This window comes from Ochrobactrum sp. PL_is483 (genome assembly GCF_055816855.1).
The window spans coordinates 81456-93335 of the sequence record NZ_JBVPGS010000026.1 but is presented as its reverse complement, the minus strand read 5'-3'; the positions used below and the strand labels follow the sequence as shown (position 1 = coordinate 93335).

The 11880-nt window shown below is 54.6% G+C and carries 13 protein-coding genes; 11 read left to right on the top strand and 2 right to left on the bottom strand.

All coding sequences use genetic code 11. From position 1 onward, the window contains the following. Nucleotides 1–252: 252 nt before the first annotated feature. Both kdsA and eno read left to right on the top strand, forming a co-directional pair. Nucleotides 253–1086: a 3-deoxy-8-phosphooctulonate synthase gene (gene kdsA, locus AC0TNJ_RS04515; RefSeq protein WP_473770381.1), complete on the top strand. Its 834-nt coding sequence runs from the start codon at nucleotides 253–255 to the stop codon at nucleotides 1084–1086. A gap of 190 nt (nucleotides 1087–1276) precedes the next feature. Then, on the top strand, nucleotides 1277–2554 hold the full coding sequence (eno, locus tag AC0TNJ_RS04510) for a phosphopyruvate hydratase (protein ID WP_473770380.1): 1278 nt from the start codon (nucleotides 1277–1279) through the stop codon (nucleotides 2552–2554). Between the two features lie 77 nt (nucleotides 2555–2631). Here the strand turns inward: eno and AC0TNJ_RS04505 are convergent, their stop codons facing one another. Next, nucleotides 2632–3147, bottom strand: a complete 516-nt coding sequence (locus AC0TNJ_RS04505; protein WP_473770379.1) for a DUF2165 family protein — start codon at nucleotides 3145–3147, stop codon at nucleotides 2632–2634. 98 nt (nucleotides 3148–3245) lie between these two features. Then, nucleotides 3246–3476 (bottom strand): hypothetical protein, encoded by a 231-nt coding sequence (locus tag AC0TNJ_RS04500; RefSeq protein WP_473770378.1) that lies wholly within the window; start codon nucleotides 3474–3476, stop codon nucleotides 3246–3248. Between the two features lie 61 nt (nucleotides 3477–3537). On the opposite strand from AC0TNJ_RS04500, the gene AC0TNJ_RS04495 reads away from it, so the two are divergent. The 9 genes from AC0TNJ_RS04495 (at nucleotide 3538) to lipA (ending at nucleotide 11875) form a co-directional block, all read left to right on the top strand. Beyond that, nucleotides 3538–3891: a DUF1428 domain-containing protein gene (locus AC0TNJ_RS04495; RefSeq protein ID WP_473769021.1), complete on the top strand. Its 354-nt coding sequence runs from the start codon at nucleotides 3538–3540 to the stop codon at nucleotides 3889–3891. A gap of 253 nt (nucleotides 3892–4144) precedes the next feature. Then, nucleotides 4145–4474 carry an FtsB family cell division protein gene (locus AC0TNJ_RS04490; protein ID WP_122001737.1) on the top strand — a complete coding sequence of 110 codons (330 nt, stop codon included), beginning with the start codon at nucleotides 4145–4147 and terminating at the stop codon, nucleotides 4472–4474. A gap of 137 nt (nucleotides 4475–4611) precedes the next feature. Further along, complete coding sequence (pdhA, locus tag AC0TNJ_RS04485) at nucleotides 4612–5652, top strand: pyruvate dehydrogenase (acetyl-transferring) E1 component subunit alpha (protein ID WP_122001653.1); 1041 nt, start codon at nucleotides 4612–4614, stop codon at nucleotides 5650–5652. A gap of 18 nt (nucleotides 5653–5670) precedes the next feature. Further along, nucleotides 5671–7056 carry a pyruvate dehydrogenase complex E1 component subunit beta gene (locus tag AC0TNJ_RS04480; RefSeq protein ID WP_473770377.1) on the top strand — a complete coding sequence of 462 codons (1386 nt, stop codon included), beginning with the start codon at nucleotides 5671–5673 and terminating at the stop codon, nucleotides 7054–7056. 17 nt (nucleotides 7057–7073) lie between these two features. Next, nucleotides 7074–8405, top strand: coding sequence for a pyruvate dehydrogenase complex dihydrolipoamide acetyltransferase (locus AC0TNJ_RS04475; protein WP_473770376.1), 1332 nt, complete (start codon nucleotides 7074–7076; stop codon nucleotides 8403–8405). 57 nt (nucleotides 8406–8462) lie between these two features. Beyond that, a complete protein-coding gene (locus AC0TNJ_RS04470) occupies nucleotides 8463–9050 on the top strand; it encodes a GNAT family N-acetyltransferase (protein ID WP_473769023.1) in 588 nt (195 codons plus the stop codon). A gap of 16 nt (nucleotides 9051–9066) precedes the next feature. After that, nucleotides 9067–10530 carry a dihydrolipoyl dehydrogenase gene (lpdA, locus tag AC0TNJ_RS04465; protein WP_473770375.1) on the top strand — a complete coding sequence of 488 codons (1464 nt, stop codon included), beginning with the start codon at nucleotides 9067–9069 and terminating at the stop codon, nucleotides 10528–10530. 93 nt (nucleotides 10531–10623) lie between these two features. After that, a complete protein-coding gene (locus AC0TNJ_RS04460; protein WP_473770386.1) occupies nucleotides 10624–10809 on the top strand; it encodes a hypothetical protein in 186 nt (61 codons plus the stop codon). Between the two features lie 100 nt (nucleotides 10810–10909). Further along, on the top strand, nucleotides 10910–11875 hold the full coding sequence (lipA, locus tag AC0TNJ_RS04455) for a lipoyl synthase (RefSeq protein ID WP_473770374.1): 966 nt from the start codon (nucleotides 10910–10912) through the stop codon (nucleotides 11873–11875). Nucleotides 11876–11880 lie beyond the last annotated feature (5 nt).

Sequence of the window (11880 nt, the reverse complement as noted above, 5' to 3'; positions counted from 1 at the left end):
CTTGCGAAGCAGATGATCTTTCGGGACCAGTTGATCGAGCGTCACCATCTCGAGCGCGGTCTGTTCGGCGGCGGGTTTCTTCAACATGACCCACAGAATCACAAAACCCCCGGCATAGCCAGGGGTTTGTCAGCAGGCTGACGCGCCTCTCGGGGCGCGTTTTCGTTTGGCATTCAGGTTGCGGTCTTGTTTTCGACCCAGCTTTACGCCAGATAAGGTGCCTGCAAGGCACTCAGTATCGAGGTTCACGTTATGGCGACTGCCAATTCATCTGTAAAAATCGGAAATGTTACTTTTTCAAACAGTGCGCCATTGGCTCTGATTGCAGGTCCATGCCAGATGGAAACGCGTGAACACGCTTTCGATATGGCAGGTCGCCTCAAGGAAATGACCGATAAACTCGGCATCGGTCTGGTCTACAAGTCTAGCTTTGATAAGGCCAATCGGACTTCACTGAAAGCTCAGCGCGGTATTGGCCTCGAAAAGGCCATGGAAGTTTTTGCCGACCTCAAGAAGGAATTCGGCTTTCCGGTTTTAACGGATGTTCATACCGAAGATCAGTGTGCCGAAGTTGCTCCTGTGGTTGATGTCCTGCAAATTCCGGCATTCCTCTGCCGCCAGACTGATCTGCTGATTGCTGCCGCAAAGACCGGACGTGTCGTGAACGTCAAGAAGGGGCAGTTTCTGGCGCCATGGGACATGAAGAATGTCCTTTCCAAAATCACGGAAAGCGGCAATCCAAATGTGCTTGCGACAGAGCGCGGTGTTTCTTTCGGCTATAATACACTTGTTTCAGATATGCGTTCTCTGCCGATCATGGCCGGTCTTGGTTCGCCGGTTGTGTTCGATGCGACTCACTCCGTACAACAGCCGGGCGGGCAGGGCGGTTCGACAGGTGGACAGCGCGAGTTTGTAGAAACGCTGGCTCGGGCAGCTGTGGCTGTCGGTGTTGCGGGACTCTTCATCGAAACGCATCAGGACCCGGATAACGCACCATCAGATGGCCCAAATATGGTGCCGGTGGATAAGATGCCTGCACTTCTTGAAAAGCTCATGGCTTTCGATCGTATCGCCAAGGGCCTTTAAACAGTTCTCGGAGAATTTAAAAAGGCGGGGGATTTTCCTCCGCCTTTTGTTTCGCTAAGGCTTAAAAACTGGCTCGGTGCATAATCTTTTCTGCAAAATTTCAGGATTATGCGCTAAGAAATGGCCGCATCGGATTTGTTAAGCGCCTCGCGGATGTGGCGGGGCAATCTATAGGGAAGGACTGGTTCCTATGACTGCAATCATCGACATCGTCGGCCGCGAAATTCTCGACAGCCGCGGCAACCCGACCGTCGAAGTGGACGTTGTGCTTGAAGATGGCTCTTTCGGACGCGCTGCCGTTCCGTCCGGCGCATCGACTGGTGCGCATGAAGCCGTAGAGTTGCGCGACGGTGGCAGCCGCTATCTTGGCAAGGGTGTGGAAAAGGCTGTTGAAGCGGTCAATGGCAAGATTTTCGACGCTATTGCTGGCATGGACGCAGAAAGCCAGTTGCTCATCGATCAGACGATGATTGAGCTCGATGGCTCGGCCAACAAGGGCAATCTCGGCGCCAATGCAATTCTGGGCGTTTCGCTTGCCGTTGCCAAGGCTGCGGCCCAGGCGACCGGTCTCCCGCTCTACCGCTATGTTGGTGGCGCAAACGCCCATGTTCTGCCGGTCCCTATGATGAATATCATCAATGGCGGCGCACATGCCGACAATCCGATCGATTTCCAGGAATTCATGATTCTGCCGGTCGGCGCTTCGTCCGTTCGTGAGGCTGTCCGTTACGGTTCGGAAGTTTTCCACACGCTCAAAAAGCGCCTCAAGGATGCCGGTCACAACACCAATGTGGGTGACGAAGGTGGTTTTGCCCCGAACCTGAAGAATGCCCAGGCTGCCCTCGATTTCATCATGGAATCGATTGAGAAGGCTGGCTTCAAGCCGGGTGAAGATATCGCTCTTGGCCTCGACTGCGCTGCGACCGAGTTCTTCAAGGACGGAAACTACGTTTATGAAGGTGAACGCAAGACGCGCGATCCAAAGGCGCAGGCTAAGTATCTTGCCAAGCTCGCCAGCGATTATCCTATCGTCACCATCGAAGACGGTATGGCCGAAGACGACTGGGAAGGCTGGAAATATCTGACCGATCTTATCGGCAACAAGTGCCAGCTTGTGGGCGACGATCTGTTCGTCACCAACTCGGCCCGCTTGCGCGACGGTATCCGCATGGGCGTTGCCAATTCGATTCTCGTCAAGGTCAACCAGATCGGATCGCTGTCGGAAACGCTCGATGCTGTCGAAACCGCGCACAAGGCCGGTTACACCGCAGTCATGTCGCACCGTTCGGGTGAAACCGAGGATTCGACGATTGCCGACCTCGCCGTTGCCACCAACTGCGGCCAGATCAAGACTGGCTCGCTGGCCCGTTCGGACCGTACAGCCAAGTATAATCAGCTTATCCGTATTGAAGAAGAACTCGGCAAACAGGCTCGCTACGCAGGCCGTAATGCACTGAAATTTCTTTAATTCTATCGCGAATGGATAGGAGAACGGCAGCCTCATGGCTGCCGTTTTTAATTGTGGAGTGCGTCACTCCATCTATATCAGGCCTCGGTTTCCTTGTGCGAGAGCATGATAACAATGCACATCATCGATGGAAGCGCATAAAGCAGGGCACCCAACTGTGTGTTGAGGGAGTTTTCTTTCGCTTCCCATGCCATGAACCAATCGCCGGCGACGACCATAAAGCCAATGCCCCATACGGCGACAGCGCAGCAAGCGCCCAGAATTGTCAAGTTTTTGCCAACCGAGAATTTTGTGTAGCTGCCGCGAAGATTAACCAGCATTTTTACACAACCGATTGAGGCGAGTACGCCCGCTAACGTTTCCATGGCTGTGATTACAGCTAGGCCGACATAAGGCACCCAACTCGCGGTGACTGCCCGCCATGTCTGACCGGGTATCCCATAAGTATCGGTCATAGCCAAAAGTGGCTTGATTGCATTCTCGGCTGTTTCTGAAAAACTAGCAGTATTATTAAGTAAACTAAATATACCCCATAGGGCGGGAAATAACGCCATGATGATGCATGGAATGCGCTTTACAGTCGCTTCATTCATAATATTATCCTCTAATATGTTTAGTATTTTAAGATATTCAATAATTTTATCGCTGCAATACCAGATATAATGCAATTTTGTAAGGTTAAAATTCTACATTAAGTTTCAGTAATTATATAATTACTTATATAATTTAATTGAATTTGCTGTTCGTTATTGTTTGGATGTTGGCTTAGTCTGGCGTCATGCTCAAGACGTGTTTGCTCTGGTTTGGTCGTGATCAGACGGTTGATTGCGCCCTCTGATGCGCCACGTTTCAGCGGGGGGTATGTGAAGCGATAAATTTGACCGATTTCATTTATCTTGATATCAATATAAATCTGTCGCATTCGGACAAGCTATCCGAACCGGGAGAAGGGGCTTGGGCGGGCTATCAATGGGAGAGAGTAAATGGCTTACATTGAAGGATTTGTTGTCGCCGTCCCTAAGGCGAACAAGGAACTCTATCGCCAGCACGCCGCCAAGGCGGCCGTATTGTTCAAGGAGTTTGGCGTTACGCGCATGGTCGAAGCATGGGGAGATGATGTGCCGGACGGGAAGATCACTGATTTTCGCCGCGCGGTTAAGGCGGAGGCGGACGAGGAGGTTGTGTTCTCCTGGTTCGAATATCCTGACAAGGCAACGCGTGACGCTGCAAATAGCAAGATGATGAGCGATCCACGTATGAAGGAAATGGGTGATCAAATGCCGTTTGATGGTAAGCGCATGATCTTTGGCGGTTTCTCCACCATTGTAGATGCGTGATCCGGCCCAGCCATTTTTATGCCATGAATAAACGGCTTGTCCTCGCGGCGAGCCGTTTTCGATTCTAGCCTGGGTTTCAACAGTTCACGTCCGGACCTCATCCTTTCAGCCTTCAACAAAAATGCGGCCGACGTCTTTCAACACGGGATCTTGGTAAATCTCTGTTAAGCAAAATAATGCTTGATGGTGGAATTCGGAACGATGCTGCTTGCAGGATTCGACTTGGCTCCGAATGTCCGGGAAGGAAGCTGAAATGTGGACCAAACAGAAGCGTAAATCGATCCGTGGGCGGTTTGTATTGCCTATTCTGACGGCTGCGTTTCTGAGCTATTTCGGTTTCCATGCCTATCATGGCGAATTCGGTCTTTATTCTCGCATCCAGCTGGAAGAGCAAAAAAGCCTTCTGGCCAAGCAACTGGCGCAGGTGACCGCCGATCGTACGGCACTCGAAAAGCGCGTCATGCTTTTGCGTGACGGTTCCATCGAAAAGGATATGCTTGACGAGCAGGCTCGCAGGGCGCTTAATCTCTCCCATCCCGATGAAGTGACAATTATTACCTCTCGGGAAGATCGATCGAATTAACTGAAATCCGGTTAATTGTCTTTTTGTGATATGTTTTTAAGGGCTTGGCGACATAGCAGCTATGCTCTGGGCGCATATTGTATCTTGTGGTGCGCCCGTATAACGTCACAATAGAACGACAATTTAGGGAGCGAGAAATGGCACCGAGGGCTAAAAAGGCGCCCGCTAACAAAGCGCAGGCGTCTTCTGTAACTGCACCCAAGGCACCTGCAGCTGCAAACTTCGACAAGAAGCAGGAGCTGGACGCTTATCGCGAAATGCTGTTGATCCGGCGTTTCGAGGAAAAGGCGGGTCAGCTTTACGGTATGGGCTTCATTGGCGGTTTCTGCCACCTCTACATCGGCCAGGAGGCCGTGGTGGTTGGTATGCAGATGGCGCTGAAGGAAGGCGATCAGGTTATCACTGCCTATCGCGATCATGGTCATATGCTTGCAGCGGGCATGAGCGCACGTGGCGTCATGGCCGAACTGACCGGGCGCCGCAGCGGCCTTTCCAAGGGCAAGGGCGGCTCCATGCACATGTTCTCCAAAGAGAAGCATTTTTACGGCGGTCACGGCATCGTTGGTGCACAGGTTTCGCTCGGCACCGGTCTGGCGTTTGCGAATCGCTACCGCGACAACGACAATGTAACGCTGACCTATTTCGGCGACGGGGCTTCCAATCAGGGGCAGGTCTACGAAAGCTTCAATATGGCATCGCTGTGGAAGCTGCCGGTAGTCTACATCATCGAGAACAACCGCTATGCCATGGGCACATCGGTTTCGCGCTCCTCCGCTGAAACTGATTTCTCGAAGCGCGGTCTTTCGTTCAATATTCCGGGCATCCAGGTAGACGGCATGGACGTCCGTGCGGTGAAGGCTGCTGCCGATCTGGCTGTTGAGTGGACGCGTTCCGGCAAGGGACCGATCATTCTCGACATGCAGACCTATCGTTATCGCGGTCACTCCATGTCGGACCCGGCAAAGTATCGGTCGAAGGAAGAAGTGCAGAAGATGCGCTCCGAACACGATCCGATCGAGCAGGTCAAGCAGCGTCTGATCGAGAAGGGTTGGGCAACCGAGGAAGAGCTGAAGGAAATCGACAAGGAAGTCCGCGACATTGTCGCCGATTCTGCCGATTTCGCTCAAAACGATCCGGAGCCGGATGCATCCGAGCTCTATACGGATATTCTGCTCTAATTCCAGGAAGGTGTTGTCATGCCCGTAGAAATTCTCATGCCCGCACTTTCCCCAACCATGGAAGAGGGCAAGCTCTCCAAGTGGCTGAAGAAAGAAGGCGACAAGGTTACGTCCGGCGATGTGATCGCTGAAATTGAAACCGACAAGGCGACGATGGAAGTCGAAGCCGTCGATGAAGGCACAATCGGCAAGATCCTAGTCGAAGAAGGCACCGAAGGCGTGAAGGTCAATACGCCGATTGCGGTGCTCCTTGGTGACGGCGAAAGCGCCGCTGATGTCGGTTCTGCTCCGGCTGCCAAAGCTGAAGCACCGAAGGAAGAGCCAAAAGCCGAAGAAAAGAAGACGGACACTGTTCCCGCTGCTCCCAAGGCCCCGGCACTTGAAGTTGCGTCCGATCCGGACATTCCGGCTGGCACAGAAATGGTCTCCACGACCGTTCGTGAAGCGCTTCGTGACGCTATGGCGGAAGAAATGCGCCGGGATCCGAGCGTTTTCGTGATGGGCGAGGAAGTCGCCGAATATCAGGGCGCTTACAAGGTAACGCAGGGCCTTCTCGACGAGTTCGGCCCCAAGCGCGTTGTCGACACCCCGATCACCGAGCATGGTTTTGCCGGTGTTGGCGTCGGTGCTGCTTTCGCCGGCCTGCGCCCGATCGTTGAATTCATGACTTTCAACTTCGCCATGCAGGCAATCGACCAGATTGTGAACTCTGCGGCCAAGACGCTCTATATGTCCGGCGGACAGATGGGCGCTCCGATGGTCTTCCGCGGTCCGTCCGGTGCGGCTGCGCGCGTTGCTGCCCAGCATTCGCAGTGCTACGCAGCCTGGTACAGCCACATTCCAGGTCTCAAGGTCGTGATGCCGTACACGGCAGCCGACGCCAAGGGCCTGCTGAAGGCTGCAATTCGCGATCCGAATCCGGTGATCTTCCTCGAAAATGAAATTCTCTATGGTCATCATTTCGATGTGCCAAAGCTTGACGATTTCGTTCTGCCGATCGGCAAGGCCCGTATTCACAAGCAGGGCAAGGACGCCACCATCGTTTCGTTCGGTATCGGCATGACCTACGCCGTCAAGGCGGCGGAAGAGCTGGCCCAGCAGGGTATCGATGTTGAAATCATCGATCTGCGCACGATCCGCCCGATGGATCTTCCAACAGTCATTGAATCGGTCAAGAAGACCGGTCGCCTGGTGACGGTGGAGGAAGGTTTCCCGCAGTCGTCCGTTGGTACGGAAATCGCCACCCGCGTCATGCAGCAGGCTTTCGATTATCTCGATGCGCCGATCCTCACCATTGCCGGTAAGGATGTTCCGATGCCTTATGCGGCAAATCTGGAAAAGCTGGCGCTGCCGACGGTTGCCGAAGTGGTCGAAGCGGTGAAAGCCGTTACCTATACCGCTTAAACAGAAAGGGTCTGGACATGCCGATCAATATCACCATGCCAGCGCTTTCTCCGACGATGGAAGAAGGCAACCTGTCGAAATGGCTGGTCAAGGAAGGCGACAAGATCGCTCCTGGCGACGTCATTGCTGAAATCGAGACCGATAAGGCGACGATGGAAGTGGAAGCCGTGGACGAAGGCACGATTGCCAAGATCGTGGTCCCCGCTGGCTCCGAAGGCGTCAAGGTCAATGCGCTGATCGCTATCCTCGCTGAAGAAGGCGAGGACGTGGCGGCTGCAGCCAAGGGTGGAGTTTCTGCGCCGAAGGCAGAAGCGAAGGCTGAGGCTCCGAAAGAAGAACCGAAGCCAGTGGCAGCTCCGGCAGCGACGCCCGCACCCGCCAAGGCAGAGCAACCTGCTATTGCTTCGAATAAGGGCGACCGCGTGTTTGCATCGCCGCTTGCGCGTCGCATCGCCAAGGACTCTGGTGTCGATATTGCTGCCGTGAAGGGCTCTGGCCCGCATGGCCGTGTCGTTCAGCGCGATGTGGAGGCCGCTTTGGCTTCCGGTGGTGCCAAGGCTGCGGCGCCGAAGGCAGAAGCTGCCGCCGCTCCGAAGCCGATGTCGGATGATGCCGTTCTCAAGCTGTTTGAAGAAGGCACCTACGAGATCGTTCCGCACGATGGCATGCGCAAGACGATTGCCCGCCGTCTGGTGGAATCGAAGCAGACTGTTCCGCATTTCTATCTGACGATCGATTGCGAACTTGATGCGCTTCTGGCTCTGCGTTCGCAGATCAATGCCGCGGCACCGATGATCAAGACCGAAAAGGGCGAGGTTCCGGCTTACAAGCTTTCGGTCAACGATATGGTCATCAAGGCAACGGCTCTGGCGCTTCGCGATGTTCCAGACGCCAATGTGTCGTGGACTGAAGGCGGCATGGTCAAGCACAAGCGCGCCGATGTGGGTGTTGCCGTCTCCATTCCGGGCGGTCTGATTACGCCTATCGTGCGTCAGTCGGATTCGAAGACATTGTCGGCGATTTCGAACGAGATGAAGGACCTTGCCAAGCGTGCGCGTGATCGCAAGCTGAAGCCTGAAGAGTATCAGGGCGGTTCGACCTCCGTGTCTAACCTCGGCATGTTCGGCGTAAAGGACTTTGCCGCGATCATCAATCCACCGCATGCGACCATTTTCGCAATCGGTGCAGGTGAACAGCGTGCAGTTGTCAAGAACGGTGAAATCAAGGTTGCGACGATTATGTCCGTGACCCTTTCAACCGATCACCGTGCCGTTGATGGCGCGTTGGCTGCCGAACTTGCACAGGCCTTCAAGCGCCACATCGAAAACCCGATGGGTATGCTGGTCTGATTGATCAACTTCAAGGGCGTCGTGTTCTGTTGAACTCGACGCCTGAGGTTTTTTTGAATGGCTGGACAATTGAACCTACGCCGGGCTGAACGCCATGAAGCCGCTGAGATCGCCATTCTTGTCGATATCTCTTCGCACGGTTTTGCATCATGGCTCTGGTACGGTGCTGTTCTTGACGGACGAACGGAAACGGCCATGGAACGCGGTCGGCAATATATGCGCGCTGACGGGACCGAAGGCTGGCAGAGCACGACGATTGCCGAATGGGCTGGCGATATTGCCGGACTTTCGATCGGTTTCACACTCGATGACAGTTTGAACGGTACACCACCGCAGCATCCCGTTCTCGATCAGCTGATCGACTTGCAGCGCAAAGTGATAGGCAATCGTTTCATAGACAGCGTTGGCGTTTATCGCGAGTTTCGTGGCAAAGGTATTGGCCGCGCACTTGTCGCCAACGAAATCGATTTGGCACGTCGGAACGGTAATCCAGGAATTAGCCTGATAACCGAAAGCCACAACGATGTGGCGCTTTCCCTTTACGGCGCCCATGGTTTCAAGGAAATTGAGCGGCTCGAAGCGATAGAACGCATTGGGCAGGACAAAAGACACGACTGGGTGCTGCTCACCCGAGAAGTGAACTGAGCAAAGGCAGGACAATATGGCCGACATTTACGACGTTATTGTTATCGGCTCGGGCCCGGGTGGGTATGTAACCGCAATCCGCGCTGCGCAGCTTGGCCTCAAGACGGCTATCGTCGAGCGCGAACATCTGGGCGGCATTTGCCTTAACTGGGGCTGTATCCCGACCAAGGCGCTTCTGCGCTCTGCTGAAATCCTGCATTTCGGCGAACACGCCAAGGATTACGGCTTGAAGCTGGAAGGCAAGATCACGCCTGATGTTAAGGCTGTAGTGCAGCGCTCGCGCGGTGTTTCGGCTCGCCTTAACGGCGGCGTCGGCTTCCTGATGAAGAAGAACAAGATCGACGTGATCTGGGGTGAGGCGAAGCTCGTAAAGGCCGCTTCAGGCAGCAATCCGGTTGAGATTTCGGTCGGCAAGTCCTCCAAGCAGCCGATGCAGCCGCAGAACCCTGTTCCGAAGGGCGTTCTGGGTGAGGGCGCCTACAAGGCGAAGCACGTCATTGTCGCCACCGGTGCGCGTCCGCGCGCTCTGCCGGGCATTGAGCCGGATGGCAAGTTGATCTGGACTTATTTCGAAGCAATGGTTCCGCCGGAACTGCCGAAGTCCATGCTTGTAATGGGATCAGGCGCAATTGGTATCGAGTTCGCTTCCTTCTACAAAGACATGGGCGTTGATGTGACGGTCGTGGAACTCATGCCGCAGATCATGCCGGTTGAAGACGCGGAGATTTCTGCATTCGCACGCAAGCAGCTGGAAAAGCGCGGACTGAAGATCATCACCGATGCCAAAGTTACCAAGGTCGAGAAGGGCGCAAACAATGTGACCGCCCATATCGAGACCAAGGACGGCAAGACGCAGTCGTTGACCGTGGATCGCATGATCTCTGCGGTTGGTGTGCAGGGCAATATCGAAAATCTCGGCCTGGAAGCGCTTGGTGTGAAAACCGACCGCGGATGCATCATTATCGACGGCTACGGCAAGACCAATGTTGCAGGAATCTATGCTATCGGCGACGTTGCAGGTCCGCCAATGCTGGCGCACAAGGCCGAGCATGAAGGCGTTATCTGCATTGAGAAAATCGCCGGTCTTCCAAACGTTCATCCGCTCGAAAAGAACATGATTCCGGGCTGCACCTATTGCAATCCGCAGGTCGCTTCCGTTGGTCTGACTGAAGCGAAGGCTAAGGAAAAAGGTTACGACATCCGGGTCGGCCGCTATTCGTTTGCCGCAAACGGCAAGGCGATTGCGCTCGGTGAAGATCAGGGACTGGTCAAGACCATCTTCGACAAGAAAACGGGACAGCTGCTTGGCGCCCATATGGTCGGTGCAGAAGTGACCGAACTCATCCAGGGGTTCGTGGTTGCCATGAACCTCGAAACGACCGAGGAAGAACTGATGCATTCGGTCTTCCCGCATCCAACCCTTTCGGAAATGATGAAGGAAAGCGTTCTGGATGCGTACGGTCGCGCACTAAACGCATAAGACGGAGAGACGCTCATTCCGCTGATCGAGAACGGAGGGCCTTGGCGGCGTGCCGCATGGCCTATCATCAAATGGTGTACCGCAGGAGGTCTGGTGCTGGGGTTTGCAGCCGGCACCTTGAGTGTTCTTGGCGGCAACACCATATCGGTCAACGGAATAGCTCTAACCGGCTGGTACGGCGTCTGGGCGCTCACATTGGCGCTTGGCACCGCTGGATTGGTATTTGGCCTGATATGGGCATTGGTTTTCCGGGCTCTTGGACTGGCAGCGCGGCGATGAGTAGCAAATCGCTCAAGTTGACAGGGTAGGGAGCAGGGATTAGGACCGAACCGAATTTGGAAGCATTTCCTGAAAATGCTTCGGATAGGCAGGGAAAAGCATGGTTACAGTTCTCGATCTGGTGAACCAAGGCAAGCGTGAACGGCATCCCGAGAAGGCGCATCGTCCGGACAATGTTGTCCTGAAGAAGCCCGACTGGATTCGCGTCAAGGCTCCTGTCTCGCGCGGCTATAGTGAAACGCGCGATATCGTTCGTTCAAACAAGCTGGTTACGGTTTGCGAAGAAGCAGGCTGCCCGAACATTGGCGAGTGCTGGGAAAAGAAGCACGCGACCTTCATGATCATGGGCGAGATATGCACGCGCGCCTGCGCGTTCTGCAATGTCTCGACCGGTATCCCGACCGCGCTTGATCCAAATGAACCCGAGAATGTCGCAAAGGCCGTCAAGCAGATGGGCCTGACGCATGTAGTTATCACTTCGGTTGATCGCGACGATCTGGCCGATGGTGGTGCGCAGCATTTTGCCGAGGTCATTCAGGCCATTCGTGAAGCCACCCCCGCGACCACGATTGAAATCCTGACACCGGATTTCCTGCGCAAGGAAGGTGCTCTCGAAGTTGTGGTCAAGGCTCGCCCGGACGTGTTCAACCACAATCTGGAAACCGTACCTTCGAAGTATCTCAAGGTTCGTCCCGGCGCCCGTTATTTCCATTCGATCCGCCTGTTGCAGCGCGTCAAGGAATTGGACCCGACCATTTTCACCAAGTCGGGCATTATGGTTGGTCTCGGCGAAGAGCGGAATGAAATCCTTCAGCTGATGGACGATCTGCGTTCGGCGGATGTGGATTTCATGACCATCGGTCAGTATCTCCAGCCGACGCGCAAGCACCATCCTGTCATTCGCTTCGTGACGCCGGACGAGTTCAAGTCGTTCGAAACGATCGGCCGGACGAAGGGCTTCCTTCTGGTCGCATCCAGCCCGCTGACGCGTTCATCGCATCATGCTGGCGATGATTTCGCCAAGCTGAGGGCAGCGCGCGAGGCGCAGATCACGGCAAAGGCCTGAGATCA

Coding starts and splice junctions, on each gene's coding strand:
- kdsA (WP_473770381.1), top strand. CDS start 253: ATGGCGACTGCCAATTCATCTGTAAAAATCGGAAATGTTACTTTTTCA.
- eno (WP_473770380.1), top strand. CDS start 1,277: ATGACTGCAATCATCGACATCGTCGGCCGCGAAATTCTCGACAGCCGC.
- AC0TNJ_RS04505 (WP_473770379.1), bottom strand. CDS start 3,147: ATGAATGAAGCGACTGTAAAGCGCATTCCATGCATCATCATGGCGTTA.
- AC0TNJ_RS04500 (WP_473770378.1), bottom strand. CDS start 3,476: ATGCGACAGATTTATATTGATATCAAGATAAATGAAATCGGTCAAATT.
- AC0TNJ_RS04495 (WP_473769021.1), top strand. CDS start 3,538: ATGGCTTACATTGAAGGATTTGTTGTCGCCGTCCCTAAGGCGAACAAG.
- AC0TNJ_RS04490 (WP_122001737.1), top strand. CDS start 4,145: ATGTGGACCAAACAGAAGCGTAAATCGATCCGTGGGCGGTTTGTATTG.
- pdhA (WP_122001653.1), top strand. CDS start 4,612: ATGGCACCGAGGGCTAAAAAGGCGCCCGCTAACAAAGCGCAGGCGTCT.
- AC0TNJ_RS04480 (WP_473770377.1), top strand. CDS start 5,671: ATGCCCGTAGAAATTCTCATGCCCGCACTTTCCCCAACCATGGAAGAG.
- AC0TNJ_RS04475 (WP_473770376.1), top strand. CDS start 7,074: ATGCCGATCAATATCACCATGCCAGCGCTTTCTCCGACGATGGAAGAA.
- AC0TNJ_RS04470 (WP_473769023.1), top strand. CDS start 8,463: ATGGCTGGACAATTGAACCTACGCCGGGCTGAACGCCATGAAGCCGCT.
- lpdA (WP_473770375.1), top strand. CDS start 9,067: ATGGCCGACATTTACGACGTTATTGTTATCGGCTCGGGCCCGGGTGGG.
- lipA (WP_473770374.1), top strand. CDS start 10,910: ATGGTTACAGTTCTCGATCTGGTGAACCAAGGCAAGCGTGAACGGCAT.